The sequence below is a fragment of the Stenotrophomonas terrae genome (genome assembly GCF_039674165.1).
In the GTDB taxonomy this organism is placed as follows: Bacteria; Pseudomonadota; Gammaproteobacteria; order Xanthomonadales; family Xanthomonadaceae; genus Stenotrophomonas; species Stenotrophomonas terrae_A.
Genome location: NZ_JBDJMY010000012.1, coordinates 38,903 through 65,349, shown reverse-complemented (window position 1 = coordinate 65,349; position 26,447 = coordinate 38,903). Strand labels below are relative to the sequence as shown.

Here is a 26,447-nt window from a genome sequence, read left to right as displayed (position 1 = left end):
TCCCCGTTTCCCTGAAAGCCAAAGCTTTGCACGAAAGCCCATAGGCAAGTTTCCTTGTTGACACAAGGGCAAGCTTACTTGTACGGTTCGTCCTGCCGGCCCCCTCGCCGGCAGGTGGCCGGCGGGCCGCCCCCCTCCGGAATCCCCCGGAAGCCATGCGCCAGAACTCCCCCTGGCCCGCGCATAGGCCCGCCGCCGCCTCCCTTCCAGCGGAGAGCGCGACCATGCACTGCACAACCCCAGTCATCGCCTTACCCACCTCCACCGACGACGCAGCCGCCTTCGGTCGCCCCATCGTCGTCCGCTGCCTCCGTGCAGCGGCCAGCCACGAACGTCAGTTCGCCCAGGCTCTGCGTAACCGCAGGAAGACCGGCGCGAATCGTCACCAGCGCCGCCGCTCGAATCACATGTGCGTTGTCAGCGCGCTCTGCGCGGCACGGGCACGCGACCTCGCGCTGGAGGCCCGCTGATGAGCACACTGAGCCTGCAAGTTCCCGGAATCGGCTCTGCCGAGATTTCCGTAACCGATAACCGCATCGTCGTGTTCTTCAGCGGACCGGAGGAAAGGGCGAACCACGTCAGCTTTGTCGGCGACGCTGCGAACTGCTACCAGTTTGTGGCTGGCGAAATAATCATCGACGGCCTCTACCTGAAGCTGCCCTTAGAACAACTCAGGCAGTTGACTGATTACCTAGCGGCCAACAACTGCAGCATCGATACCAGCGACATGCTCCGACGGGACGCAACGGAGCAATCCAAATGAGCCCGGCCCTCACTCTTGCCATGCTCATGCTCGCCCCTGCCGCCGGTGGCGCACTGGCCCTGCGGTTGTGGCAGACGCGCAAGCCCAGCACGCGCCCTCTCCCGCCCATGGCGGTTTACCGCCATAAACACGGCGGTGCGGCATGAAGTCGCGTTACCAGGACGCCAGCGACCGGCAGGACCACGAACGAGATCCCCGTCATGGCACTCCAGGGGAAGTGATCGCCGTACTCATCGCCAACGCACTGCTCATCGCCGTGCTCGTGATCAGCGCGAAGAACTGCGGATGATCACCCTCACCCGCCGCACATCCGTATGGAGCGGCAGCCTCGCGTTTCTTTCGCTCATGCATTGCCCTCGCTTTGCGCCGGTACCACCGCCGCCGTCCAACCGTGAGCGATACCTCGCGTTCCGACGCACATGGCTTCCACCCCTTCGCAACACCCTCACCGAAGACGGCCGCCAGCTCTCAGTGGCCTCCCACGTTTCGTCTGGAGACTGATCCATGCAAGCCCACCAGCACACTGCCTTGGTGCGCGATGCGCTACTCGAAGCCATCGACGCCCCTGCACACACGCTGCGCCGCAGCGCCGGCACTTTCAGCGCGCCACCGCGCGTAAACCGTACCAGCGGCCCGAAGAGGACGGTCAGCTTCAGCAAACGAATCCTGCTCAAGATGTGCGACGCCGGCCTCATTAAGCTGGACGACCCCAATGTGCCGAGTTCCGCCACGCTTACCGATAGCGGCATACGCGCAGCCAGTGAGTTGAAGGCCAGCCGCAGCGCTAAGGCGGTGCACCCATGAGCGCCGGACGCGCCTGCGCCTTTTGCGGTTGCACAAATCTACAAGCGTGCCCCAGCGGCTGCCATTGGGTTTCCGAAAACCAGTGCAGCGCCTGCGCACAGAAGGGCGTAACCATCGACCGGCTGAAGCGGACCGCCAAGCGCATCAAGCGTGAAGAGGGAATCCTGCATGCCCATGCACTTGACGCTGCCGCAAAGCGAGCGGGCTTCGGTAACTACGTGCATGCCAGGCGAGTAATTGCAAAGAGGGACGACGCATGAATCAGTCCATCATCGTGTATGGCCCCCATGCATGCGGCAAGACGCGCAACGCCGTTGCGCTCGCTCGCCACTTTGGCCTCAGCAAGATCCTCGATGACCAGGACGCCGACCGCATACCCAGCGGCATCAGCGTTGACACGCTGGTCCTCACCAACAGCGATCTCAATGGGACGGCCCATCTCGGCCTCATCCGCTGCATGCCCTACGCACGCGCCGCCGCTGCAGCCGGCATCTGCAACCACGCCACTGCCACGAGCAAGGACTAACCATGCACAACCAGCAAACCATATCCGTGCCCCTCAGCCGGCTGCAGCTCTCTCCCAACAACTCGCGCAAGCGCCGCACAGCGACTCATATCGAAGCCACGCTGCAGTCGTTGCTCGCGCACGGGCAACTGCAGAACATCGTGGTATCGCCCGCGCCCACCGATGGTGACTACCTGGTGGATGCCGGCGGCACGCGACTGCTCGCCTTCCAACTGGGCCGTGAGCGTGGCGATTTTACCGACGACCACCCCGTCAGCTGCCTGGAAGTCAGCAGCCACATCGCGCTTGAAGTCAGCACCGCCGAGAACGTTATCCGCGAGCCCATGCACCCTGCGGACCAGTTCCGCGCGTTCCAAGCGATGGTCGATTCCAGCCGCACGATCGCCGAGGTAGCCGCTCATTTCAGCGTCACCGAAACCGTCGTCGCGCAGCGACTCAAACTCGCCAACGTCGCCCCCGAGCTTTTCGCGTTGTATGAGGAAGGCGAGGTCAACCTTGACCAGCTGCAGGCCCTTGCCCTCAGCGACGACCATGCAGCGCAGTATCGCGCGTGGTTCGGCACCAAGGCCGAGCACATTGAGTACGACTGGCAACGCTCGCCCCAGCGACTGCGTGACCGCCTCACGACGAACGAGATCCGCAGCGACAGCGCTCTGGCACGCTACGTGGGCTTGGACGTGTACAAGCAGGCCGGCGGCAACCTGCGCGGCGATCTGTTCAGCTCCGTCTCTTACCTGAGCGACGCCGCACTTCTAGAAAGGCTGGCCAACGAAGCGCTGGAGAAGCTTGCACAAGCAGAACGCGCCGCGGGCTGGTCATGGGCGGAGGCGCATCCGCGCTTGGACTACATGGGCCGCGCGTGCTACGGCTATGGCCCCTTTTCCGCCGAGTACAACGGACTGAGCGATGTTGAGTCTGCTCGCCAGGATGAGATCAATGCGCGGCTGCAACAGATTGACGACGTGCTCCTCGATGAAGACGACTCGCTCACGCCCGATGAAGCAGAGCCGCTCCAGCTGGAAAGCGCCAACCTGTCCATCGAGCTTGCCGAACTCGAAGCCAAGAGAGAGACATGGAACGACGAGGCCAAGGCCGCAACCGGTGTGCTCATCTTCCTCGACGATAGCGGCGTCATTCATGTCTCGCGCGGGCGCCTGAAGCCGGGGCAAAGCATTGCCGACGGCAAGGTGACGGAGGCCAAGCAGAGCGGCCCCAAGAAGCCCACATTAAGCGCCGACATGCTGCAACGGCTGGAAGCACATCGTGCGGCGGCCATTCGCCTGTCGCTCAGCGGCTCGCCGAGGCAAGCACTCACACTGCTGTTGCGCCACCTCATCACCCAAGTCGGTCTCTTGAACTCACAGCAGCGTCTGCTCACTGTTTCTGCTACCAACCAGCATGCCAGCGAGGACCCTCAGCGCAAGCTCTCCGACGTTGCCGCCAGCAAAGCCCGCGCGGACCTGGATAAGCAGCAGCAGGCATGGAAGAAACAGGTGCCCAAGAAGGCGGCCGAACTGACCCCATGGCTGGAGGGCCTTGCCGACGCAGACCGCTCCAACCTGCTTGCGTTCCTCATTGCGCTCACCCTGCCCGCCTCCCACAACGGCCCTGACCTTGCCGTGTGGCTGGGTATCAACATGGCCGACCACTGGCAGCCGACGCCCGAGACGTTCATTGGCTTGGTACCGAAGCCACTTCTGGCCGAAGCATGTGTCGATGTCGCCGGCAAGACTGCCGGTGAAGCCGTGCTCGCCATGAAGAAGGCCGCCGCCATGGCTGCGACCGCCAAGCACCTGGCAGATACCGGCTGGCTGCCGAAGCCGCTGCGCGGGAAGGGCTACGCATTGAAGGGCGACGCCCAGGCAGCTCCCCCGGCGTCGGCCAAGAAGCCCACCAAAAAAGCCAGCGGTAAGCCCACCGGTGCGAAGAAGGCCACAAGCGCAGGCAAGCCCGCTTCATCGAAGAGGACCGCCAAGTGAAAAGGTACGTGACAAAGAACGTCGATATGGACGTTGACATCAACTTCGAGGACATCGTGGCGGGCCTCGACGAGGACGGACGACTCGAACTGGTAAAGATGCTGTGCGCGGGAAACTCCGTGCCCATCCCCGAGGTCCCCTTCGGCGCAGGCCAAGGCGACCAGCAGCGGATTCACACCATCATTGAGCGGGCCTTCCTCGCCGCCAATGCACTTCCGGATGTTCCACAAGAACTCACGGACTTGTTCTGGCTCATCCATGGGAGGGCGATGTCATGAACCAGCCCAACAAGCCGCTCGTCATCTACCACGCGAACTGTGCAGACGGCTTCACCGCCGCCTGGGCGGTTAGCCGCGCCATCGATGCCGACTTCCATGCAGCGAGCTACGGCGCGGCACCACCTGCTGTTGCCGGCCGGAACGTGATCTTCGTGGACTTCTGTTACCCCTGCGATGTCATGCTGACACTGCAGCTCAGTGCCGCATCCATTCTGGTACTGGACCACCACAAAACCGCCGACGAGATCCTGTGTGCTGAACACCGCACCGCACCCGAGCACCTCACGGTTGTTCGCATGGATCAGCGCTGGAAGGCGCCCCATTCTTGGGAGTACTACCAGGGCTGCATCGAGCTTGATCGGTGCGAGGGCATCAACAAGGCACTCATCTACGCACTGATCGATATCAACCGCAGCGGTGCCGGCATTGCGTGGGATTTCTTCCACAACACGCCGCGCCCGGAACTCGTCAGTCACGTCGAGGACCGCGACCTCTGGCGCTTTGATCTGCCCGGCACACGCGAGATATCCGCAGCAATCTTCAGCTACGAGTACACCTTTCCCAACTGGGACAAGCTCGCGGCAATGGCACCCAACGACCTGCGTCGGCAAGGCGAATCCATCGAACGCAAGCATCACAAGGATGTGGCCGAGCTCGTCGCCGTATGCCAGCGCACACTGACCATCGGTGGATACGCCGTGCCGGCGGCTAGCCTCCCACACATCTTCACCAGCGACGCCGGCGCACTGATGGCGCAAGGGCAGCCGTTCGCCGCGTGCTACTGGGACACAGCCGAAGGCAGGGTCTTCTCCCTGCAATCTCAAGCCGATGGCCTGGACGTGTCCGCCATCGCGCAGAGGTACAACGGCGGCGGCCACCGCAACGCGGCCGGCTTCCGCGTGCCCCGCGATCACGAACTGGCGAGGGCTTGAGTGATGCAAAGCAAGATCCGTATCGACACGGAGTTCGTCAACCCACCCGCTACGCATCCAACCCGCGCGCAACAGATGAAGGCGGTGAGCCAGCTGCTTATCGGCCACCCCGCCGGCCTACGCCAATCCGAGCTGCTCGCCCTTCTTGGTCGCGGCGCCAAACGAGAGGAATTGTTGGCCACGCTCAACACGATGGTGAGCCGAAGCATCGCCGTGCGCGTGAGCGGCCGAGGTGCATCCCGCTTTGCCATGGCCGCGGAGCGTGCCGCGTACACCGCAGCAGCGAACGACAACGAATTGCTCTCCGCTGTCCACAAGACCGACGACGCGCGCAGACGTGCCGCAGGCAACGGCATGGCTTCAACGATCCCACCACCCCGCCGGGCGACGGGCAACCCAGAGACCGTCGACGAGTGGATGGCCCGCACCGGCAACAAACCGGAGCGCATTGCGAACAACTTCGACAAGCCGCTCGACCGCTTTCCGGGCCGGCGCCCTTCCCTTCCTCGCTACATCATGTGAGGTGCCCCATGCGCTCGCACAAGAATCAACTCGACATCTTCGATCACGACCCGGCAGTGCGTGCCCGGCAGAAGGCACATGCGTCACGCGAGGCCGCGGTCATAGCACTGGTCGACCCGCACTGGACGCCGACCGAACGGCGCGAGCGGAACGCCCACTACCTGGCCGAGGCCGAGCGTTTCGACGCCGAAGCGCATGAAGGATTCACTCTATGAGCGCTCAGCAGAAACCCCCGTCGGTCGAATTGCATTCCATCTTCGTCGTCACCGTGCGTTTCAAGAACCGTCGCACTTCACAGCCGCTCTGTTTCCTCGAAGTCCGGCAAAACGCCCAGCTCTACATCGACATGCTGCGCGAGGACGGCGTGCCCGAAGGCACGACCTTCCACATCCGTGAGATCAAAAAGGGAGTTATCAATGTCACGCTCAACTGATAGCGGCAACGACCTGGCGATTGCGCGCGAGCACGCACTGAACATCGCCCGCATTGCCGCTTTCGCCCACTGCAGCGATCACACCTACCTCCCCCAATCGCGCGAAATCGTGGACACCTGGCTTCCGCACGAATGGGTACTCACCGCAATTGAGGTCGCCGGATCTGGCAAGCCCGCCGCAGCGCAGGAGGCGGTGTGTCAGCCGGATGGCTACCACTACCGCTATCCGACCCTGTATGGGACCGGCACCTACATCCGAAAGAACAACGGGGAGGAAGTGAACGGCAGCAAGCCCGTTGAGGCCGTACCGTACTGGTACGCCCCCGTCGCCGCAGCGCCGGTTGATGGTGGCCAGGTCACTGGCTGGCGGAACGTGGACGGCATTGCCGTGTTCACGGTGGCGTCGCACAGCGGCATCATCCCGGACCAGGAGTTCGTGCGATACGACGATCACCTGGCCGCGCTGGCCAGCACCCCCGCAGCGCCGGGGATCGACCATGCGGGCGCCGCCCTGGCCCACCTCTCGAATGTACTGGATGACCTCCAGTACAGCCCCGACCAGCGGCCGGTGCCGCTGATCCGCGAAGCCATGTGGCACGTACAGCAGATGCAGGCCCGGATCGACGCCAGCCCTAACAGCGGCAGCGAGGCGGTGCAAATCGCTGACACAGACGGCGTGCGAGAAATCCTCGGCCGGATGTGCTTCCAGTGCATCCGTCTCGCGGAGGTGTTGCGCCTACGCGGTGATGAAATCGGGCGCCGCGCCGAGGATGAGCAGGCAGCCGTGCTGCGGTTCCTCCTGAATCACTACCTCGCGGCGCCGGAGAAGTGGGCGGAGCACGCGCAGGCCGAAATAGACGCGATCCGCAAACAGGCCACCAGCGACGGCGCGGGGGTGTCCAATGGCTGAACCTCAGAAGAAAGTCACCAGTGCCGATATTAGGGCCGCACTGCTGCTCCGGTACCCCAGGGCGTCGCACGCCCTGGTATTTGAAGTCGCTCCGGAGACGGGCGGCGGCACCCGGTACGCGGATGCCGTAGCCGTCGGCCTGTGGAAGAGCCACGGTCACAAGATCGAAGGCTTCGAGATCAAGGTCAGCCGTTCCGACTTTCTAAACGAACTGAAGCAGCCGGAGAAGTCACAGCCGGTTTTCCGCTACTGCAACCTGTGGTGGCTGGTCACACCCAAGGGTCTTGTTCAGTCCGACGAGTTGCCTGAGAACTGGGGGTTGCTTGAACTGCAGGACTCGGGCTCTCTGCGTGAGCGCGTGAAGCCAGGAAAGCTCCAGCCGGACCCAATCACCGTCGGCTTCTTTGCCTCACTGATGCGGCGCGGTACCGAGGCTGATCACGCGCTGGTCGATTCGCTTGTGAGTAAGCAGATCAATGAACGTGTAGAGCAGGCAAAGAGCACGATGCGCTACGAGCGCAGCAGTGCAGACAGCCTGCGAGTTCAGGCCGCCGAGAGCGGGATGGCCCTCTTGGAGCGCATCAAGGAAGAAACGGGCCTCGATCTGGCTGGCGGCGGTTGGCGACAGCCCAAGTATCTGGAAGCAATCAAGATCGTCACCGCGCTGGCAGGTGATTACGGTCCGCTTGTCGATGCTCACGCGTCGATGACGCGGCTGGTTCGAGAGCTGCAGCCAATTGTCGCGCTCGCTGGCGAGAATCGCGGGCAGAGTGAGGTGTCCAATGGATGACCAGCAGCGCGCCAGGGAGTTGAAGCCGTGCCCTTTCTGCGGGAGTGCCGACAGCGAGATGCAGCAAGCCCAAGCCGAGCACTATGTGCAGTGCCTTGAGTGCGAGGCGTCCACGGCACTTTTGAGTTCTCGCCGCGAGGCTCGGGAGCTATGGAACCGCCGCGCCGCCCTGCGCGCCGCGCCGGAGTGGCAGCCCATTGACACAGCGCCGAAGGACGACCGCGTACTGGTCCGCTGCGAATCCGGCAGCGTGTACGCCGCGCACTGGGTGCAGAACCCGATGACGGGTGACGAAGCATGGTTGGTGTGTGCACTGGAGGATGGCACGCAGATGCTGGTGCATCCGGTCGAATGGATGCCGCTGCCCGACGCCGCCCGCCCGCAGGGGGTGAAGGATGCTGGCTGACACGCCCGTGGTTCTCGACCCGTGCTGCGGCGGCCGCATGATGTGGTTCGACCCCGGCGATCAGCGCTGCCTGTTCGGCGACCAGCGGCACGAGTCCATCATCGTCACCGATCGCACCCACCGCGATGACGGAACCCGCGCCGTGCATGTCCACCCGGATGCGCTGCTGGACTTCCGAGCCCTGCCATTCGCCGACAACGCGTTCCCGCTGGTCGTGTTTGATCCCCCGCACCTCGTGCGCGCCGGCCGTCATAGCTGGTTGGCGGCGAAGTACGGGAAGCTCGGCGCGGACTGGCGGGATGACCTTCGCGCGGGATTCGCCGAGTGCTTCCGAGTGCTGCGACCGGAGGGCGTGCTGATCTTCAAGTGGAGCGAGGTGCAGGTGGCCACGCGCGAAGTGCTCGCCCTGACGCCGAACAAGCCACTGTTCGGCCATCCGTCCGGCAAGCGGATGGGAACGCACTGGATCACCTTCATGAAGCCGACGCACAGCCCGCAGGAGGCGAGCGATGCGTGATCTATCGCTTCCTCAGCAGCTCCAGCTCGGCCAGCACTTCGAGCAGGCCGGCGTCAGAGACCATGCCTTGCTGGTAGGGGCTGCCGTCGTAGTAGCCAGGTTGCAGCCACGCCGTTGCCTTGCTGCCCAGCGTTGCGTCCGCAGCATCGCGCAGGACCTCATAGCGAGCGTTCCGCTGCAGCAGCTCCAGCCGCTGGGCATAGGCGTCCGACAAGCTACCGGAGCCCTTCAGCTGTCCGCCCGGCCCTCGCGTGGCCATGTCGGCGTTGTGGAGCTGCATGGCCATGGCCAGGAGCAGATGCCCGGTGTCGGAGTGCGGGCCGTCCTGCAACTTGCCGGCGCGGTTCTGCGCCGAGTCAAAGAGCTCGGAGCGGGTCTGGTTGATATAGGGATTCTTCGCCATGGCGCGGATCGTAGCGCCAAGCGGTATCAGGAGGTGAGTCGTGTTTGAGCGACACAACAAGAGCGCCCGCGCGGCGCTGGAAGGAGAAATGCAATGAGCGAACTGCAGCTGCTGCGCCGCGGCGAAGTCATGAAGAAGGTCGGCATTGGTAAGTCGACCCTGTACAAGCTGATCCGGGAGGGCGGATTTCCCCCACCGGTCCGCGTTGGTGCATCGTCAACCTGGGTGGAGTCCGAAGTGGATGCATGGATCACCGCCAGGGTTCAGTTGCGAAACGAGGCCGCCTGAAGCTGGGGGTACCGTTGGGGGTATGAGGTAGCTGGCCTGCACCTTTTTACCTTCCAGACCAATGCCTTACCGCCTGTTTACCGTAGAGCCCACCTCCACCATATAAAGGTACCGAAAGGTATCGGCAACACGAAAAACCCCTGAGAAATCGGGGGTTTTTCTTTGCGCGATGTTCAACAAATTCGCGTACCCAGCATGCAATGTATGCACTCCATCCTTTCCCCGTCGCCTGCTTGGTACTTGAGTCTCGATGCCCAGCGTCGGCTCGCGCTCGTTCCAATTGAGCCATCCATCTCTGAGCTGCCGCTCCATAACGACAAGGGCCTTGTCAGATAAATCCTAGTCTCAATAAGGTGTATCCCTCATTGATGTAGGGCCATCCCCGACAGCACCATTGCAGACTCTTGGCTGTCCGCCATCGCACCGGGTGCTGTATGGACTACGAGAAGTTGCGGGACCACTTCGACGTTCTGGCACAGCAGGTGGTGCACGACGCCACCTCTCTCGGCGAGCATGAGCGCAAGCAGAAGCTGCTGGAGATGCACCAGCTTGTCGACAGGATCGTAGAGGTGGTGCCGGACCATGACGAGCAGGCCAGCATCCTGTGCAGGCTGGAAAATCTTGTCTATCGCGCGAACAGCGCCATCAATGCCGCCGAACAGCTTGAGAACCTCAGGAAGAAGTCTGCCCTGGTCTATGGCTGGTCGCTGCAGGCAGACTGAGGTCCAACACTGAACTCCAACCCGGCCATCACGAAATAGTCGTGACGGTGGCCGTGCCGCTCACAGCGCGCGCCCCACATCCAGCGGACGCAAACCACGCATCCAAGCCCCGACTCCGGCACCATAGCTACCAGGGCGGCCTGCGGGCACCCACTGGATGCAGCAGGGTCAGCCGGCCTTGCCGCCATACCCACCGTCATGGATTACGGCAATGGCAGCCCAACGCGGTTCCCTGCACTCCCCACCCCTGCTGATCACAACCATCGCGAGCATCCTGCTTGCCGTCTGCGCGGCCTGGCCTGCATTCGCCTATGCGGCGGACGAGCCCGAACACCAGGCCACCACGCCCAAACTTGAAGGCAGCCAGCTCACGATGCTGGACGGCGCATTGGCGGCCCTGCCCGCCCAGCGCCCAGGCGTGACCGATATCTACGTGCTCGGCGTGGCCGGCGATGCCGACGAAGATGTATTTCCCAATGAGGTGGCCTACCTGCGGGAGCTGTCAGCCAAGCGCTGGGGCGCCGAAGGCCGCATGATCAGCCTGGTCAACCGGCCTGCATTGGGCTACGGCGGCGCAACCCCGGTTCAAGCCACCTACGACAGCATCGGCCATGCACTGCGTGGGTTGGGACAGAAGCTGGACCCCAACGAGGACGTGCTGTTCCTCTACCTCACCAGCCACGGCCTGCACGACAACAGTTTTTACCTGCACACCGGCCGCGACCAGGAAGACTATCTGGCGCCGGAGCAGCTTGCACGGATGCTGGACGAGGCGCAGATCGGCAATGCGGTGATCGTGGTTTCGGCCTGTTTTTCAGGTGCGTTCGTGCCGGCGTTGCGATCTCCGCAGCGCATGGTTATCACCGCCGCGCGCAAGGACCGCCCGTCCTTTGGCTGCGGCAATACCGATAGCGCCACCTGGTTTGGTCGCGCATTCCTGGTCGAGGCCTTGAACGCCACCAACGACTTTGCCCGGGCCTACACGCTGGCCGCCGGCAACGTACGGCGGCGCGAGAAGGAGCAAGGCGAGCTTCCCTCCGAACCGCAGTTCCAGAACGGCAAGACGGTAGCTGCGGTGCTGGAGCAGTGGCGCGCGGGCCTGCCGGAGACACCAGCGGTGCCTTACCCGTTCGTTCACCAGCGCCCTTCCGGCGGCAAGACCCTCGCGCCCAAAGGCAAGCCTGCCACCAGCAACCGCAAGGGCTGAACCCGCTCTGCGAGCCGGCAGATGAAGCGCGCGGTGCCTACCCATTCAGGATGGCAAGCGCCGCCGCCCGGCTTCTGCGAAAATACGCCATGACTGACTTCTCTACCCTGCCGCTGTCGCCGGCACTCGCTCCTGGCATCGACGCGCTGGGCTATACCTCGATGACGCCGGTACAGGCGCTTGCCCTGCCGCCGATCCTGGAAGGCCGCGACGTGATCGCGCAGGCCCCCACCGGCAGCGGCAAGACCGCCGCCTTCGGCCTGGGCCTGCTCAACCGGCTCGACCTGTCCATCAGCCGCACCCAGGCGCTGGTGCTATGCCCAACCCGCGAACTGGCCGACCAGGTCGGCAAGCAGCTGCGCAAGCTGGCCACCGGCATCCCCAACCTGAAGCTGCTGATCCTCACCGGCGGCATGCCGCTGGGCCCTCAGCTGGCCTCGCTGGAAGCGCATGACCCGCAGGTCGTGGTCGGCACCCCCGGCCGCGTGCAGGAACTGGCACGCAAGCGCGCATTGAACCTGGGCCAGGTCCGCACCTTCGTATTGGACGAAGCCGACCGCATGCTCGATATGGGCTTCGAAGAGCCCATCCGCGAGATCGCCGGCCGCACCCACAAGGAACGCCAGAGCCTGCTGTTCTCGGCGACCTTCCCCGAAGCGATCCGCGAACTGGCCCGCGCCCTGCTCAATGAGCCGGTCGAAGTGACCATCGATGGCCAAGCCGAAGCACCGGCAATCCAGCAGCTGTTCTTCGAAACCGAGCCGGCCAACCGCCAGAAGGCATTGGGCGGACTGTTGCTGAAATACACGCCGGAATCGGCGGTGGTGTTCTGCAATACCCGCAAGGACGTCGATGAAGTAGCCAACTCGCTGCGCCAGTTCGGCTTCTCCGCGCTGGCCCTGCACGGCGACATGGAACAACGCGACCGCGATGAAGTGCTGATGCAGTTCTCCAACCGCAGCTGCAACGTGCTGGTTGCCAGTGACGTGGCCGCACGCGGTCTGGACGTGGAAGATCTGGCCGCCGTCGTCAACTACGAACTGCCCACCGATATCGACACCTACCAGCACCGCGTTGGCCGTACTGGCCGTGCCGGTCGCAATGGCCTGTCGCTGAGCCTGGTCGCCGGCCGCGAACGCAACCGTGCCGATGCGCTGGAAGCACAGCAGGGCAAGCCGCTCAACTGGCAGAAGACCCCGCTGGCAACCGCACGCCCGGCAGAACTGCCGCAGGCGGCAATGACCACCCTGCGCATCGATGGCGGCAAGACCGACAAACTGCGTGCCGGCGATATCCTCGGCGCACTGACCGGCGACGCCGGGCTGTCGGCCAAGGCGATCGGCAAGATCGACATCTTCCCCACCCGCTCCTATGTCGCCATTGCCCGTGAGCAGGTGGGCAAGGCACTGGCGCGGCTGGAAGCGGGCAAGATCAAGGGCAAGCGTTTCCGCGTCCGCAAGATGTAAGCAGGCGCCGGCACAGCCCGGCGCTTGAACGCGTACATGTCTTCGCAGCCCGACGCCAACACTTCCAGCCCTGCTGGTGACACGCAAGCCACGGACGTCCCGTGGCTTGCGGTGGGTGCCGGCTGGCTGCTGCTGACCCTGGTCACCTTGCCAGCAGTGCAGCTGACCGGGCCCGCAGCCGGCAGCCTGGCGCCCGCCGAACTGCTGCGCTCGCTGCTGTTCCTGCTCGGCATCCACAGCAGCTGGTTGCTGGCAACTCCGTGGCTGCTGCGGCTGTGCACGCGCTGGCCGCTGGGCACCGGAAACGATGCCGTGGCGACAGCCAAGCTATTGGCCGCCGGCGCCTGCATCATTCCACTGCTGTCCCTGACGGGCTGGCTGCTCGGCTACTGCCTGTCGCAACTGGCAATTCCACGCACCCTGCCCGACAACTGGCTGCATGCGGTGACCGCCACCAGTCTTTTCGCACTGCCTACCTATATCGCCGTCATCGGCATCGGCCAGGCGCTGGCCTATATCCGTCGCTATCGCCGCCGTGGCGAACTGCTGGCACAGGCGCGCGAACAAGCCTTGCGGGCACGCCTGAACCACCATTTCCTGTTCAACGCACTCAATGCCATCGGCGCACTGGGTTACCGCGATGCCGAGCGCGCCGATGCGGCGTTGGCGCAGCTTGGCGAGTTGCTGCGCAACCTGCTGCAGAGCGAACCCTTCGTCGCCCTGCGCGAGGAAGTGGCGCACGCCATGGCCTTCGTCGAATTGCAGCAACTGTTGCAGCAACACCCCGTACAGGTACAACTGCAGGTCAGCACTGGCGCCTGGGATGCGCGCGTACCCAGCCTGGTGCTGCAGCCGCTGATCGAGAACGCGGTCCGCTTCGCCAGTGCTGCAGGTGCAGACGAGGCAACGATCAACCTGCAGTTCGAGTCGCTGGATGACCAGCTTTGCCTGCAGATCCGCAACCCGTTTGGCGACGCCGCCCCTGGCATGGGCATTGGCCTGCAAGCCAGCCGCGAACGCCTGCACGCCATCTATGGTGAGCAAGCCACAATCCGGGCGCAGCGCGACGGCGCGCACTACCAGGTATGCATCCAGCTACCACTGGTCACCGGCGAGCGGGCCGCATGATCCGCACCCTGCTGGTCGACGACGTAGCGCTGGCACGTGACAAGCTGCGGCATCTGCTGGGCGTGCACGCGGATATCCAGATCGTTGGCGAGGCGTGCAGCATCGCCGGGGCCCGCTTGCTGCTGGCTGCAGAACCGGTAGATCTGCTGTTGCTGGATATCCAGTTGCCCGATGAAGATGGCCTGCAGCTGGCGCGCAGCCTGCCGGCACCGGCGCCGGCGCCGGCGCCGGCCATCATCTTCACCACCGCCCACAGCCAGCACGCACTCGCCTCCTACGAACTGGGGGCAATCGACTATCTGCCCAAGCCGCTGGATGCCCGCCGCCTTGCGGTCGCACTGGAACGTGCACGTCGACACCTGTCACCACGCCAAACCGTCGCGCCGCTGGCAGCGTTGCGCATCCGCAATGGCGGCCGCAGCGACTACATATCGGCCGCCGACATCGACTACATAGACAGTGCAGGTCATTACGCCTGCGTGCATGTCGGCCGCCAGGTTCACCTGCTGCGCGAGAGCATCGGCCGGCTCGCCGAGCAATTGGCGCCGGCCGGCTTCGTCCAGGTGCAGCGCGCGGTGATCGTCAACTGCAGCCGCGTGCGCAGCCTGCTGCCGCGACGCAACGGCGACGCAACGCTTGAGCTGCTGGATGGCACGCAGCTGCCATTGAGCAGATCGCACCGCGAGGCGTTTGAAGCCTGCATGCGCCAGCGCGGCGGCTGATCGCGCACGACCCACGCCAGCCATCGCACGGCCTGTGCCATTGGCTGACGGCAGCACTTCCGCAGCAGTTCTGGCCACTGCAACATCGCGGGCCATTCACCGCCCCTGCCAACCATGCTCAAGCACCTGCTGCTTCCGCTGCTGCTCAGCTGCAACTCTCTGGTCCTGGCTGCCGAACTCAACGTTCATCCTTTGGAGGGTGCCGCCGACCAGGCTGTGCGGATCAGCGTCAGCGGCCTGCTGCCGACCCAGCCGGTCAAGCTGCAGCTGTCCATGCACGACAGCAACGGCAGCCGTTGGCTTGCGCAAGCCACCTATCGCGCCGACCAGCACGGCACTGCCGATACCGCATCGGCCGGCGCCGAAGCCGGCAGTTATGCCGGCATCGATGCGATGGGGCTGTTCTGGTCGATGCAGCCGGAATCCGGCAAAGGCCGGGCTACGCCGTTGCCGCTGCGCAACGAGGCCGACGGCCTGCGGTTCTCACCGGTGACGATGCAGCTGGAAGCCTTCGTCGATGGCGAACGCATCGGCCAACAAACCCTGCTGCGACGGATCAACAACGCCGATGTCGCCGCCATACCCCTGCAGCTGCAGGGTGTGGTCGGCAACCTGTATCACCCCGCTGGCGCACTGGCCGATGGCCGCCGATATCCGGTGGTTATCACCCTTGGTGGCGCCGAAGGCGGCATCACTACTGCCAACATGTATGCGGCATGGTTGGCCTCCAACGGCTTTGTGGCGGTCGCGCTTGCCTATTACCGAATGCCCGGGCTGCCCAAGGATCTTGTCCGCGTGCCCATCGACCCGATCAGCGACACGCTGGACTGGCTGCAAACGCAGCCCTTTGCCGGCAGGGTTGGGGTGATGGGCGGTTCCTGGGGCGGCATCGTGGCGATGGCCGCCGCTGCGCATGACCCGCGCCTGCAGGCGGCGGTGTCCTGGGTAGGCAGCCCGGCGCCGTTCCGTGGTATCCGCCGCGATGTGCCGCCGGCTGATTTCCGCGCCGTCGACGAACCCGCGCTGAGCATCGGCGGCCGCGACCTGCCCTTCCTGCCCTATGTGGAACAGCTCAACTGGAACCAACCCGGCGACCATGCCGCAGCGCTGCAGAAGGCGATGTTGCCGATCGAACGCATCAACGGCCCGCTGTTGCTGGTTGCCGGCGGCGATGACCAGCTTGGCGCCTCCGGTGAAATGGCTGCGCTGGCAATGCAACGTCTGCAACGGCGCAGCGTGCCGCAACCGGACGTACTGCTCTATTACTCCGACGCCGGCCATCTGATCACGCCGTTCTACCAGCCAACGACGTTCCGCAGCGACACCGGCCCCTACATCCCGGTTGGCGGCACCGCTGAAGGCTATGCCCGCGCCGATCGTGAAAGCGGCCCGACCGTGCTCGGCTTCCTGCGCACCGCATTGGCCGAAGGCGAAATCCAGCTGACCCGCTGAACCTGCTTCACGCAGCGGCAGCGCGCTGCGTCACCCGGAAACCCGCAGCGACAACCGCCACGCTGGCCGCAACAAACAACGCCAGCGCAGTGATCTGGCCCATGCCGCGATGGATCAGCAGCAGGTACACGCCGATGCAGGCCGCCATGGCGAACAGCGGCCAAGCAACACGACGGGCAACGCCGCCGAACACGCGCCAGAGCAGCACCGCACTCAGTAGCCAGCCACAGGCAAATGCCACCGGGTCCAAGGCCGGCGAGAATTCATACACATTGCAGATGACGAACCACGCAGTCCAACCAATCATCGCCAGCAGCAACGCCAGTCCACCCAGCACCCGCAAGGCGCGCATCAGGCAAACACCGCCACGCTCTGCCGGCCACGCATCACCACCCGGCCCTGCTCATCCCAGACCTGCATATCCTGCGACGAGTAGCCGTCGCGCGCATGCTGGCTGAAGGAACGCAGCAGGAACCACTCGCCCTGCGGCGCAGGCTCAAGCAGTTCAACGTTCCAGGTGATCGAGCTGATCGGTGCAGGAGCGTTGAAGCTGGTGAATGCTGCCGGTGGCATCGCATCGCCCATCGCGATCAAGGCCACCGCCGGATCAACCTGAGTGGCATCGCGATGGCGGATCCAGGTCAGCAACTCCGGGAATCCCGCAGCAGACACCGGCATCGCACCACCGGCAGGACGCATCTGGAAGTTCCGGGTGAAGGCAGGCGCAAACGGCATCGCCGCCATATCGAAGTCGCGATATGCCGCAGGCCCCTTGGCCGGCAGCTCACCACCGAAATCATGTGCAATCGCGCTGTCGCGGGCGCGACCGAACACCAGCGACAAACGTGCCGCCAATGCATCGTCGGAGTACACATCCACCCCGACGTTCACCACCGACTTGCCCTCGCGCAACACCGCCGGCACGAAACGCAGCAGACCGGCTGCAGGCCCGATGAAGGTCACCTGCATCGATCGCAGCGGCGGTAGCGCTACTGCATGGCTTTGCATCGCGCTTGCCACGCCCAGCGCACTGAGCACACCGCCATAGGCAGTACGCCCTTGGCGCCAACTGTCAGGAAGCAGCAGCCCTTGTTCAACATCGAAGGAAGACAGCAGCTCACTCAACGTCGGCATTCGGAACTCCGCAGATTGGGGGGAGTGGATCAGTAAACCAGTGTAGCGGTCAGCGGCAGGCCATCCGGCCAACGCTCACGGCCACCCAGGCCATCAAGCTCGACCAGCACCGCGCCACCAAGGACGTGTGCCTCAAGCTGGGCGGCAAGTTGCAAGGCCGCAAGCAAGGTGCCGCCAGTCGCCAGCACATCATCCACCAGCAGCACGCGTGCGCCGGGCGCGGTTGCGCCCACGCTGACCTCGATGCGATCGCTGCCGTATTCCAGTGCGTATTCCTGCTTCAAGGTAGGCCCCGGCAACTTGCCCGGCTTGCGTACCGGTACGAAGCCCACGCCCAGTTCCAGTGCCAGCGCAGTGCCAAGGATGAAGCCGCGCGCCTCTACGCCCAGAACCGCCTGCAATCCAGCATCGCGCCAGGGCTCGGCCATGGCCTTGACCGCAGCGCGGAAGCAGGCGCCATCACCCAATAGCGGGGTGATGTCCTTGAACAGGATGCCGGGCTTGGGAAAGTCGGCGACGTCGCGGATCGGGCGCGACCATTCGGGTTGGGCGGAGGTGGTCATATCAGTCATTCGAAGAAGGGGTACTCAGGAGCTGCACGAGAGCATCGAGCAGCCGGCACGGTCGCGTGCCCATTCCGGGCGTTTGCCAGCAAATGCCTCGCGACCGGGCTGTTCGTCGTAAGGATGCCGCATCACCTCGAGCAATTCAGCAATCCCGGCCAGATCGCCTTGTTCGGCACGGTCGATGGCCTGCTGCGCCAGCCAGTTGCGCAGCACATAGCGGGGATTGGCGGCCTGCATGGCGGCATGACGCGCCTGTGGTGCCTGTGCGCTGGCTTGTACCCGCGCCGCATGCCGCAGCAACCAGTCGCTCAGTGCCGGCAGTACGCGTTCGCGGGCGGGCGCCGAGTAGAACGCCTCCTCCAGCACCGCAACGTCCGGGGCGCTGCTGTTGACCGCCGCCAAGGCACGGAATGCCAGCGTCATGTCCATCTCGCCGTCCTGCAGCAGTTGCTGGAACTGCGCCATCAGCTCGGCATCGCCCTCGCGGAACTCGCCCAGGCCGAGCTTGGCGACCAGATCCGCGCGTTCCTGTGCCGCATAGCGGTCGCGGAAGGCATCCAGACCCGCCTGCAACGGCGTCACCTCGGCAAACAAGGGCGACAAGGCCTGCGCCAGCCGCACCAGGTTCCAGTACGCCACCTGCATCTGCGTGCCAAAGCGGTAACGCCGGCCCTGCGCGTCGGTGGTGTTCGGTGTCCAGTCCGGATCGTAGTCCTCGACCCAGCCGTAGGGGCCGTAGTCCAGGGTCAAGCCGACGATGGACAGGTTGTCGGTGTTCATCACCCCGTGCACGAAGCCCACCCGCATCCAATGCGCCACCATCACCGCGGTACGCGTGCATACCTGAGCAAACCACTGCGCATACAACGCCTCCCCGCTGCCCTGCAGTTCGGGGAAATCACGGGCAATGCAGAACTCAACCAGTTGCCGCAGCAGGCCCACATCGCCACGCGCCGAGGGCAGTTCGAAGGTTCCAAAGCGAATGAACGATGGCGCCACCCGGCAGACCACCGCGCCAAGCTCGGCCTGCGGATGACCGTCGTAGAACATGTCGCGCACCACCGTATCGCCGGTGCCTACCAGGCTGAGCGCGCGAGTGGTCGGCACGCCCAGATGATGCATTGCCTCGGAGCACAGGAACTCGCGCAACGATGAGCGCAGCACCGCGCGGCCATCGGCACCTCGCGAATAAGGCGTTGGGCCCGCACCTTTGAGTTGAAGCTCCCAACGCTGGCCATTGGCCAGCAACTCGCCCAGCGAAATCGCGCGACCATCGCCAAGCTGCCCGGCCCAGTGGCCGAACTGATGGCCGCCATAGTTGGCCGCCCAAGGCTGCATGCCGGCGTACAGGGCGTTGCCGCCAAACACGTCGGCAAACTCCTGACTGGCGACGGTTGCTGGATCGAAGCCCAGCAGCGCGGCAACCTCGGGCGAATGCGCCAGCAGCTGTGGCGTGGCCACCGGCGTAGGCATCACCGCCGACCATGCGGCAGCCACCACCTCGCGGCGGCGCACCCCGGTTTCGGGGTCGCCGGGCAGCTCGCGGCGGAAGCGGTTGTCAAACTGCGGGGAGATGTCGTTCATCATCAGAAAGTGGGGCCGGACAGGCGCGGCCGCAAGCGCACGCAGCTAGCGCGTACCACCCACCAGATCCAACGCCCCACCGCGCTGTAGCGCGCGCTGAAACGCCGGCCGCAGGGCGATACGCGCCAGGAACGCCTGCAGCCGCGGATAGTCCGTCATCGAACCGGCACGCGCGGCGGCAGCCTGGATCGGAAAACTCATCTGGATATCGGCAGCAGTGAAGCGTTCGCCAGCGAACCACGCCTGTTGGCCCAAGGTCTGCTCCATCCAGCCCAGGTGCAGCCGCAGCTGCGGACTGATGAAGGTCTTCATCACCTTGTCGACAATGCTGTGCGCCACCGGCTTGGCGAAGAACGGCATCGGCGCCTTGCGCACCTTGGCGAACACCAGGCTCATCAGCAGCGGCGGCATCGCCGAGCCTTCGGCATAGTGCATCCAGTAGTGATACTGCAGGCACTCCGGCGCCTGCACCGGCAAGGGTTGCGGTGACAGGCTGCGCTGCAGGTCATAGCGGTCGGTCAGGTATTCGAGGATCGCGCCGGATTCGGCCAATACCAGCGTGTCGTCCTGCAGCACCGGCGACTTGCCCAGTGGATGCACCTTGCGCAGCTCTACCGGCGCCAACCAGGTCTTGGGATCGCGTTTGTAGCTGACCAGCTCGTAGGCCAGGCCCAGTTCTTCCAGCATCCACAGCACGCGCTGCGAACGCGATTGTTCCAGGTGGTGCACCGTGATCATCGTCGGCTCCAAGCAATCGAAACCGCATCCTACCCAACACCGGCAACACGCAGCGTCAGTCCCGCGCGAAGTCCAGATGAAGATCCGTCGCAGCCTGCGCCTCAAAACACGCACAAACAAAAACGCCGGAAGCTTTCGCTTCCGGCGTTTCAAGCAACCTTACGGTAGCAAGGGGTCGATTAGACCGCCTGCACCTGGTCAGCCTGCATACCCTTCTGGCCCTGCACGGCGACGAAAGTCACCTTCTGGCCTTCCTGCAGCGACTTGAAGCCGTTGCCCTGGATCGCGCGGAAATGCACGAACAGGTCCGGGCCGCTTTCCGGGGTGATGAAGCCGAAGCCCTTGGCATCGTTGAACCACTTGACAGTGCCGGTCTGACGATCAGACATGTACTAACTCCTGAAACATAAGTTGAAATAATCGCAGCCACCGGATATCGGGGCCGAGACTGAGTTGCAGGCGTTGGTAAAGCGGATCGATGAGCCGATCAAGAAGATCAACTGCATCAGGCCACGATTCACGGTGACCCTTGCAAGCACAGTGGGATGGACGATACGCGGCTTTGTTCCAAAAAGCGATATTTACCGTATTCAGAAATTCAATTTGATTCAGTTCGGCCATTAAGTGGCTGAAATCAGTCAATTTTCTGACGATAGCCGGGTTACGGCAAACTCGGCAAATCCAATAGACTGCGCGGCATGAGCCCCGAACACGCCGTTTCCGCCACCCGAATCTGGGTCGATGCCGATGCCTGCCCGGTGGTGATCAAGGAGATCCTGTTCCGTGCCGCCGAGCGGGCAAGGATCGAAACCGTCCTGGTCGCCAATCAATGGCTGCGCACCCCGCCCTCGCGCTTCATCCGCGCCATGCAGGTCGCCGGCGGGCCGGATGTTGCCGATGACGCCATCGCTGAGCGGGTCAACCCGGGCGATCTGGTGGTGACCCAGGACATCCCATTAGCAGCACGGGTGCTGGAAAAGAACGCCGTGGCGCTCAATCCACGCGGCGAGCTGTATACCGCCAACACCATTGCCGAACGGTTGTCGGTGCGCAACTTCATGGAAGAACTGCGTGGTGCCGGCGTTCAGACTGGCGGCCCGGCCACCTTGCATGCGCGCGATCGCCAGGCCTTTGCCGCCCAGCTGGACCGCTGGCTGGCGCAGCGACGCTGAGGCTCAGCCCAGCTCGCGTTCGCTGCGGAACGCACGCGACTCACCGCTGAGCGGGTCGATGAACGCCAAGCGGCGCGCCAGCAGCTGCAGGGGCTGACGATAGTCATCCGGCGCGCGTTCGATCACCTGCGGGTAATAGTCATCGCCAAGGATGGGCGCGCCCAACGCCGCCATATGCACGCGCAACTGGTGCTTGCGCCCACTCACCGGCTCCAGCGCGTAGCGCCAGGCCGCGTCGCCACGGGCGATCACATCGATGCGGCTCAGTGCATTGTCCTCACCAGCATGTTCGGCCATGCGGAAGAACGGCTCGCCGCGGCCAATGCAGCTGCTGCGCTGCAAGGGAAAGGCAAGTTCCGGCAAGGCCGGAGCCAGCGCCTCATAGCCTTTGTCGATGCGGCGCTCGGCAAACAGCCGCTGGTAGGCCCCGCGCGTGGCCGGGTTGCTGGAGAACAACACCAGCCCTGCGGTGCCGCGATCAATCCGATGCAACGGCGCGAGGTCGCGATTGCCGGTAACGGCCACCAGCCGCGCAAGCAGGGTCTGCTGCACGAACCGGCCGGCCGGGGTGACCGGCAGGAAATGCGGTTTGTCGGCCACCAGCAGGTGGTCGTCCTGGTAGAGGATGCGTTCGACGAAGGGCACCACGGGCTCGTCGGCAACCTCGCGGAAGTACTGGATCTCCTGCCCGGCCCGCCAAGGCTGCGCCGGCGCCAGCGGCTGGCCGTCACTGTCCAGCACCCTGCCGCGCGCAAACCGGTCCAGCCACTGCGCCCGGGCAACCGCCGGAAACCGCGCGCACAGGCCGTCCAGCAGGCTGGTCCACGGGCCTGGGGCGAGCTGCAGGCGGCTGGGCAGATCAGGGGCAGGCATGTCGAGTGGGGTCCGATGCAGGGCCAGGCATTATGATGGGCGGTCTTTGTACCCGGTATTCCCATGGCCCTCACCGCCACCATCCGCAAGGCCGAGCTGCAGATCAGCGACATGGACCGCGGTTACTACGCGACCCACAACCTGACCCTGGCCCAGCACCCCTCCGAAACCGACGAACGCCTGATGGTGCGCCTGCTCGCCTTCGCCCTCAACGCCGAGGACCGCCTGGAGTTCGGCAAGGGCCTGAGCAGCGAGGACGAGCCGGACCTGTGGCAGCTGGACTACACCGGCGATATCGAGCAGTGGATCGATCTGGGCCATCCGGATGAATCGCGCGTGCGCAAGGCCTGCAACCGCAGCCGTCGTGTGCAGATCGTCAATTACGGCGGCAATGCCTCCGATATCTGGTGGCAGAAGCAAGGCAAGCACCTGACCCGCTTCAACAACCTGTCGGTGGTCGACCTGCCCACCGCGTTTGTCGAACGCTGGGGTGAGCAGGTGCAGCGTGCGATGCGCTGGAGCGTGCTGATCCAGGATGGCGAGGTGCAGATCCTCAATGATCACATCCAGCTGGACGTGATCCCGGTCTGGCGCAAGCGCCCGGCGGAGTAAGCAGTCGTGGCAGACAATGTGACCCGCTGCGACGTACTGGTGATCGGCGCCGGCGCCGCTGGCCTGATGTGTGCGCTCACCGCCGGCCAGCGCGGCCGCATCGTGCAGGTGATCGACCACGCCAACAAGGTTGGCAAGAAGATCCTGATGTCCGGTGGCGGCCGCTGCAATTTCACCAATACCGGCACCACCGCAGCCAATTTCATTTCGGCGAACCCGCACTTCTGCAAATCGGCGCTGGCCCGCTACACGCCTTCCGATTTCATCGAGATGGTCGAGCGCCACGGCATCGCCTACCACGAGAAGGAACTGGGCCAGCTGTTCTGCGACATCTCCTCCAAGCAGATCGTAAGAATGCTGTTGGACGAGTGCAGTGCAGCCGGCGTGCAGATCCGCACCGATTGCGGCGTGCAGCAGATCGAGCGCGGTGCCGATGGTTTCCGTGTGCGCACCGCACAGGGGCTGTTCCACAGTGCTTCGCTGGTCATCGCCACCGGCGGGCTGTCGATTCCCAGCATGGGCGCCACTGGCTTCGGCTACGAGGTGGCGCGCAGCTTCGGCCATGAATTGCTGCCTACCCGTGCGGGGCTGGTACCGCTGACCCTGAGCGGCAAGCACCAGGAGCGTTTCGCCGAGCTCAGTGGCGTTGCCCTGCCGGTGGAAGCACGCTGCAACGGCCAGAGCTTCCGCAACTTCATGCTCATCACCCACCGCGGCATCAGCGGGCCGGCAATCCTGCAGATCTCCTCGTACTGGCAACCCGGCAACGACCTGCGCCTGGACCTGCTGCCCGATCACGACGCGGCGCAATGGCTGCGGCAGATGAAAAGCGAGCGCGGCGCCTCCGAGCTGCGCACGGTGTTGTCCGAGGTGATGCCGCGACGGCTGGCGTTGCGGCTGTGCGAGCAATGGCTGAAGGACAAGCCAATGCGCCAGCTCGACGAACCCGAACTCAAGGCCGCCGCCAGCCTGCTGTCCGATTTTCCGCTGGTGGCCAGCGGCACCGAGGGCTACCGCACCGCCGAAGTCACTCTGGGCGGCGTGGATACGCGCAAGGTGTCCTCGGCCACGATGGAGTCGCAGCTGGTGCCGGGCCTGCACTTCGTCGGCGAGGTGTTGGACGTGACCGGCTGGCTGGGCGGCTACAACTTCCAGTGGGCCTGGGCGTCCGGGCGCGCGGCCGGCATGGCCGCGTAAGCGGATTCATCCAGCCATGACGCGCGGCAACAGCCATCGCCCGCATACTGACCGGCAACCTGCAGGCGCATGCCTGACCCAACATTTGCAGCAGCCAAGGCAACGCACGCAAGGGAATGCGTCACAGGCAAACGACCTGCGCATAGACGCCACCGCCGTGCATCGTGTATTAAACCCCGTCCCCCGGGAGTCCTGAATGCAGAACGCCAAAGACATCACCTTGCGCTTGCTGATCGTTGACGACAGTGCCGAAAGCGCCGAGGCCATCGTCAGCACCTTGCGCAACAGCGGTATCGCGGTGCGCCCTTCCCGGCCGCAAAGCCCCGACGAGCTGAGCCAGGCCTTGAGCCAGCCCATCGATCTGGTGCTGGCAGCCAACTCTTACGCTATCCCGCAGCTGCTGCTGACCCAGCAGGTTGCCGCCAGTGGCAAGGACATTCCGATGATCCTGCTCAGCGACAGCATCGATGCGCAGATGCTGCTGGACTCGGCCGCCAATGGCATCCGTGCCATCGCCCTGCGCCAGCAACCAGACCACCTGCTGTCGGTGGTGCAGAACGAATGGACCGACCTGCAGGCACGCCGCGGCCTGCGCCGGATCGAGGCGCAGATGCGCGAGACCGAGCGCCGCTGCGATGCGCTGATCTCGTCCTCGCGCGACCCCATCGCCTACATCCACGAAGGCATGCACATCCGCGCCAACGAAGCCTATCTGGACATGTTCGGGTTTGAATCCTTCGACGACGTGGAAGGCATCTCGCTGCTGGACATGGTTGCACCGCAGCATGTCGAGAACTTCAAGCAGCTGCTCAAATCGCTGAGCAAGGGCGAGGCACCGCCGCCGCAGTACGCGGTGGACGCGCGCAACCAGGACGGCGACACCTTCCCGGCGACGATGGAATTCACCGCGGCGACGTATGAAGGCGAGAGCTGCTTCCAGATCGTGTTCCGCCGCCGCGAGGAGTTCGACCCGGAGCTGGCCCGCGAAGTGGAAGCCCTGCGCCAGCGCGACCAGGTCACCGGCCTGCTCAACCGCCCCACCTTCATGGTGCAGCTGGAGAACGCCGTGGCCCAGGTCGGCCGCGCCGAAGGCCAGTACGGTTTCCTGTTGGTCGAGCCGGATCATTACGCACGGCTGCTGCCCGATATCGGCCTGGATTCGGCCGATGCACTGATTGCCGCACTGGGTCGGAAACTGGCCGAAGCCATCGGCGATGATGCGCAGCTGGCCCGTTTCGGCGAGCACAACTTCGCCCTGCTGACCCACGGCGACTATGCACACACCGCCGCCATGGCCGAGCGCGTACGCGATGCGTTTGCCGCCTCGGTGTTCAGCATTGGCGAGCGCTCGGCCACCGTCACCGTCAGCATCGGCGGCGTGCAGGTCGGCGAAAAGATCGCCAGCGTCGGCCAGGTCCTGAACCGCGCCAATGACTGCGCACGTGCCGCGATCGAGCTGGGCGGCAACACGGTCAAGGTATTCGACCCTGGCGCTGCCGACCGCGTCGAGGAAGAGCGCATCCAGAGCTGGGTGCAGCGCCTGCGCGAAGCCGTGGCAGGCGATGGCTTCCAGCTGCGCTTCCGCCCGGTGCTGAACCTGATGGGCGAGCCGATCCAGCTGTACGACACCTCGCTGCAGATGGAAAACAACGGCGAGATGGTCGGCCCCGCCACCTTCCTGCCGATTGCCCAGGAGCACGAGCTGCTGGCGCCGATCAACCGCTGGGTGGTGGCCAATGCCATCCGCGCGCTGGGCGAGCGCCGCCGCGCCGGTCACCGTACCCACCTGATGGTGCGCGTCACCCCCGAATCGTTCTCCGACCCCGAGCTGCTGGCCGTCATCCGCAACGGCTTGCAGGCCGAAGGTGTGGAAGGCGCACAGTTGTGGCTGCAGATTCCCGAGGCCAAGGTATTCACCAACCTGCGCAACGCCCAGCAGTTCCTCAGCGACATCACCGCTATCGGCTGCAAGGTTGGCCTGGAACAGTTTGGCTCGGGCCTGGATTCCTTCCAGCTGCTGGCCCACTTCCAGCCCGGCTTCCTCAAGCTGGACAGCGCGTTCACCGCTGACCCGACCTTGGCCAAGGAGCAGTTGGAGAAGACCCAGGAAATCACCACCAAGGCACAGTCGGCAGGCATCCTGACCATCGCCGAGTTTGTGGCCGATGCATCGACGATGAGCTTGTTGTTCAGCGCCGGCGTTGACTATGTGGAAGGCGATTTTGTCGGCCCACCGACGGCTGAGATGGATTTTGAGTTTGGTTGATGGGTTGTTGCGTTCTGGCACATATGAAGCTGAAAGCTGCCCTCACCCCAACCCCTC

The 26,447-nt window shown here is 64.4% G+C and carries 33 protein-coding genes; 25 read left to right on the top strand and 8 right to left on the bottom strand.

The annotated features are described in order from the left end of the window. Positions 1 to 469 precede the first annotated feature (469 nt). The 14 genes from ABE493_RS07735 to ABE493_RS07670 all read left to right on the top strand — a co-directional run bounded on the left by ABE493_RS07735 (position 470) and on the right by ABE493_RS07670 (position 8,860). Complete coding sequence (locus ABE493_RS07735) at positions 470 to 763, top strand: hypothetical protein (RefSeq protein ID WP_346498357.1); 294 nt, start codon at positions 470 to 472, stop codon at positions 761 to 763. Between the two features lie 142 nt (positions 764 to 905). Beyond that, positions 906 to 1,052: a hypothetical protein gene (locus ABE493_RS07730; protein WP_346498356.1), complete on the top strand. Its 147-nt coding sequence runs from the start codon at positions 906 to 908 to the stop codon at positions 1,050 to 1,052. Between the two features lie 215 nt (positions 1,053 to 1,267). Continuing rightward, positions 1,268 to 1,567 carry a hypothetical protein gene (locus ABE493_RS07725; RefSeq protein ID WP_346498355.1) on the top strand — a complete coding sequence of 100 codons (300 nt, stop codon included), beginning with the start codon at positions 1,268 to 1,270 and terminating at the stop codon, positions 1,565 to 1,567. Positions 1,568 to 1,823: 256 nt separating this feature from the next. Further along, entirely contained in the window at positions 1,824 to 2,093 is a 270-nt protein-coding gene (locus ABE493_RS07720) for a hypothetical protein (protein ID WP_346498354.1), read from the top strand. Between the two features lie 2 nt (positions 2,094 to 2,095). Then, positions 2,096 to 4,072: a ParB/RepB/Spo0J family partition protein gene (locus ABE493_RS07715; protein ID WP_346498353.1), complete on the top strand. Its 1,977-nt coding sequence runs from the start codon at positions 2,096 to 2,098 to the stop codon at positions 4,070 to 4,072. 26 nt (positions 4,073 to 4,098) lie between these two features. Continuing rightward, the gene (locus ABE493_RS07710; RefSeq protein WP_346498352.1) at positions 4,099 to 4,350 is read left to right on the top strand and encodes a hypothetical protein; all 252 of its coding nucleotides are present in this window, start codon (positions 4,099 to 4,101) and stop codon (positions 4,348 to 4,350) included. Beyond that, positions 4,347 to 5,282 carry a hypothetical protein gene (locus tag ABE493_RS07705; protein ID WP_346498351.1) on the top strand — a complete coding sequence of 312 codons (936 nt, stop codon included), beginning with the start codon at positions 4,347 to 4,349 and terminating at the stop codon, positions 5,280 to 5,282. Before ABE493_RS07710 ends, ABE493_RS07705 begins: the two co-directional genes overlap by 4 nt. Before the next feature lie 3 nt (positions 5,283 to 5,285). Then, positions 5,286 to 5,804 carry a hypothetical protein gene (locus tag ABE493_RS07700; protein WP_346498350.1) on the top strand — a complete coding sequence of 173 codons (519 nt, stop codon included), beginning with the start codon at positions 5,286 to 5,288 and terminating at the stop codon, positions 5,802 to 5,804. Between the two features lie 8 nt (positions 5,805 to 5,812). Continuing rightward, positions 5,813 to 6,019, top strand: a complete 207-nt coding sequence (locus ABE493_RS07695) for a hypothetical protein (protein WP_346498349.1) — start codon at positions 5,813 to 5,815, stop codon at positions 6,017 to 6,019. Continuing rightward, positions 6,016 to 6,237 carry a hypothetical protein gene (locus ABE493_RS07690; protein WP_346498348.1) on the top strand — a complete coding sequence of 74 codons (222 nt, stop codon included), beginning with the start codon at positions 6,016 to 6,018 and terminating at the stop codon, positions 6,235 to 6,237. Before ABE493_RS07695 ends, ABE493_RS07690 begins: the two co-directional genes overlap by 4 nt. Next, a complete protein-coding gene (locus tag ABE493_RS07685) occupies positions 6,221 to 7,147 on the top strand; it encodes a hypothetical protein (protein WP_346498347.1) in 927 nt (308 codons plus the stop codon). Before ABE493_RS07690 ends, ABE493_RS07685 begins: the two co-directional genes overlap by 17 nt. Further along, the gene (locus tag ABE493_RS07680; protein WP_346498346.1) at positions 7,140 to 7,937 is read left to right on the top strand and encodes a hypothetical protein; all 798 of its coding nucleotides are present in this window, start codon (positions 7,140 to 7,142) and stop codon (positions 7,935 to 7,937) included. Before ABE493_RS07685 ends, ABE493_RS07680 begins: the two co-directional genes overlap by 8 nt. After that, positions 7,930 to 8,343: a Lar family restriction alleviation protein gene (locus ABE493_RS07675; protein ID WP_346498345.1), complete on the top strand. Its 414-nt coding sequence runs from the start codon at positions 7,930 to 7,932 to the stop codon at positions 8,341 to 8,343. The genes ABE493_RS07680 and ABE493_RS07675 overlap by 8 nt, the downstream gene beginning before the upstream one ends. After that, complete coding sequence (locus ABE493_RS07670; protein WP_346498344.1) at positions 8,333 to 8,860, top strand: class I SAM-dependent methyltransferase; 528 nt, start codon at positions 8,333 to 8,335, stop codon at positions 8,858 to 8,860. Before ABE493_RS07675 ends, ABE493_RS07670 begins: the two co-directional genes overlap by 11 nt. A 1-nt stretch (position 8,861) precedes the next feature. Here ABE493_RS07670 and ABE493_RS07665 read toward each other — a convergent pair whose 3' ends face one another. Next, positions 8,862 to 9,263, bottom strand: coding sequence for a hypothetical protein (locus tag ABE493_RS07665; protein WP_346498343.1), 402 nt, complete (start codon positions 9,261 to 9,263; stop codon positions 8,862 to 8,864). 93 nt (positions 9,264 to 9,356) lie between these two features. On the opposite strand from ABE493_RS07665, the gene ABE493_RS07660 reads away from it, so the two are divergent. The 7 genes from ABE493_RS07660 to ABE493_RS07630 all read left to right on the top strand — a co-directional run bounded on the left by ABE493_RS07660 (position 9,357) and on the right by ABE493_RS07630 (position 16,248). Beyond that, positions 9,357 to 9,551 carry a helix-turn-helix transcriptional regulator gene (locus ABE493_RS07660; protein ID WP_346498342.1) on the top strand — a complete coding sequence of 65 codons (195 nt, stop codon included), beginning with the start codon at positions 9,357 to 9,359 and terminating at the stop codon, positions 9,549 to 9,551. A gap of 434 nt (positions 9,552 to 9,985) precedes the next feature. Next, a complete protein-coding gene (locus ABE493_RS07655) occupies positions 9,986 to 10,273 on the top strand; it encodes a hypothetical protein (RefSeq protein ID WP_346498341.1) in 288 nt (95 codons plus the stop codon). A gap of 211 nt (positions 10,274 to 10,484) precedes the next feature. After that, the gene (locus tag ABE493_RS07650; RefSeq protein ID WP_346498340.1) at positions 10,485 to 11,480 is read left to right on the top strand and encodes a C13 family peptidase; all 996 of its coding nucleotides are present in this window, start codon (positions 10,485 to 10,487) and stop codon (positions 11,478 to 11,480) included. Between the two features lie 89 nt (positions 11,481 to 11,569). Then, on the top strand, positions 11,570 to 12,946 hold the full coding sequence (gene dbpA, locus ABE493_RS07645) for an ATP-dependent RNA helicase DbpA (protein WP_346498339.1): 1,377 nt from the start codon (positions 11,570 to 11,572) through the stop codon (positions 12,944 to 12,946). A gap of 36 nt (positions 12,947 to 12,982) precedes the next feature. Beyond that, positions 12,983 to 14,074 (top strand): sensor histidine kinase, encoded by a 1,092-nt coding sequence (locus ABE493_RS07640; RefSeq protein ID WP_346498338.1) that lies wholly within the window; start codon positions 12,983 to 12,985, stop codon positions 14,072 to 14,074. After that, the gene (locus ABE493_RS07635) at positions 14,071 to 14,796 is read left to right on the top strand and encodes a LytR/AlgR family response regulator transcription factor (RefSeq protein ID WP_346498337.1); all 726 of its coding nucleotides are present in this window, start codon (positions 14,071 to 14,073) and stop codon (positions 14,794 to 14,796) included. Before ABE493_RS07640 ends, ABE493_RS07635 begins: the two co-directional genes overlap by 4 nt. Before the next feature lie 114 nt (positions 14,797 to 14,910). Continuing rightward, a complete protein-coding gene (locus tag ABE493_RS07630) occupies positions 14,911 to 16,248 on the top strand; it encodes an acyl-CoA thioesterase/bile acid-CoA:amino acid N-acyltransferase family protein (protein ID WP_346498336.1) in 1,338 nt (445 codons plus the stop codon). Between the two features lie 7 nt (positions 16,249 to 16,255). On the opposite strand, the gene ABE493_RS07625 is transcribed toward ABE493_RS07630, so the two are convergent. The 6 genes from ABE493_RS07625 to ABE493_RS07600 all read right to left on the bottom strand — a co-directional run bounded on the left by ABE493_RS07625 (position 16,256) and on the right by ABE493_RS07600 (position 20,659). Beyond that, the gene (locus ABE493_RS07625; RefSeq protein WP_346498335.1) at positions 16,256 to 16,600 is read right to left on the bottom strand and encodes a hypothetical protein; all 345 of its coding nucleotides are present in this window, start codon (positions 16,598 to 16,600) and stop codon (positions 16,256 to 16,258) included. Then, positions 16,600 to 17,382 carry a thioesterase family protein gene (locus ABE493_RS07620; RefSeq protein ID WP_346498334.1) on the bottom strand — a complete coding sequence of 261 codons (783 nt, stop codon included), beginning with the start codon at positions 17,380 to 17,382 and terminating at the stop codon, positions 16,600 to 16,602. The genes ABE493_RS07625 and ABE493_RS07620 overlap by 1 nt, the downstream gene beginning before the upstream one ends. Before the next feature lie 29 nt (positions 17,383 to 17,411). Then, complete coding sequence (locus ABE493_RS07615; protein WP_346498333.1) at positions 17,412 to 17,954, bottom strand: adenine phosphoribosyltransferase; 543 nt, start codon at positions 17,952 to 17,954, stop codon at positions 17,412 to 17,414. 15 nt (positions 17,955 to 17,969) lie between these two features. After that, complete coding sequence (locus ABE493_RS07610; RefSeq protein WP_346498332.1) at positions 17,970 to 19,532, bottom strand: protein adenylyltransferase SelO; 1,563 nt, start codon at positions 19,530 to 19,532, stop codon at positions 17,970 to 17,972. A gap of 45 nt (positions 19,533 to 19,577) precedes the next feature. Then, positions 19,578 to 20,270 (bottom strand): glutathione S-transferase family protein, encoded by a 693-nt coding sequence (locus ABE493_RS07605; RefSeq protein ID WP_346498331.1) that lies wholly within the window; start codon positions 20,268 to 20,270, stop codon positions 19,578 to 19,580. A gap of 179 nt (positions 20,271 to 20,449) precedes the next feature. After that, positions 20,450 to 20,659 carry a cold-shock protein gene (locus ABE493_RS07600; protein WP_054659637.1) on the bottom strand — a complete coding sequence of 70 codons (210 nt, stop codon included), beginning with the start codon at positions 20,657 to 20,659 and terminating at the stop codon, positions 20,450 to 20,452. 309 nt (positions 20,660 to 20,968) lie between these two features. On the opposite strand from ABE493_RS07600, the gene ABE493_RS07595 reads away from it, so the two are divergent. Continuing rightward, complete coding sequence (locus tag ABE493_RS07595; protein WP_346498330.1) at positions 20,969 to 21,442, top strand: YaiI/YqxD family protein; 474 nt, start codon at positions 20,969 to 20,971, stop codon at positions 21,440 to 21,442. A 3-nt stretch (positions 21,443 to 21,445) separates the two neighbouring features. Here ABE493_RS07595 and ABE493_RS07590 read toward each other — a convergent pair whose 3' ends face one another. After that, entirely contained in the window at positions 21,446 to 22,315 is an 870-nt protein-coding gene (locus ABE493_RS07590) for a pseudouridine synthase (protein WP_346498329.1), read from the bottom strand. Positions 22,316 to 22,378: 63 nt separating this feature from the next. Here ABE493_RS07590 and ABE493_RS07585 point away from each other — a divergent pair, with 63 nt between their 5' ends. The 3 genes from ABE493_RS07585 (at position 22,379) to ABE493_RS07575 (ending at position 26,390) form a co-directional block, all read left to right on the top strand. Further along, positions 22,379 to 22,927, top strand: coding sequence for a YaeQ family protein (locus tag ABE493_RS07585; RefSeq protein ID WP_057629788.1), 549 nt, complete (start codon positions 22,379 to 22,381; stop codon positions 22,925 to 22,927). Between the two features lie 6 nt (positions 22,928 to 22,933). Continuing rightward, complete coding sequence (locus tag ABE493_RS07580) at positions 22,934 to 24,124, top strand: NAD(P)/FAD-dependent oxidoreductase (RefSeq protein ID WP_346498328.1); 1,191 nt, start codon at positions 22,934 to 22,936, stop codon at positions 24,122 to 24,124. Between the two features lie 196 nt (positions 24,125 to 24,320). Beyond that, complete coding sequence (locus ABE493_RS07575; RefSeq protein WP_346498327.1) at positions 24,321 to 26,390, top strand: EAL domain-containing response regulator; 2,070 nt, start codon at positions 24,321 to 24,323, stop codon at positions 26,388 to 26,390. Positions 26,391 to 26,447: the final 57 nt, after the last annotated feature.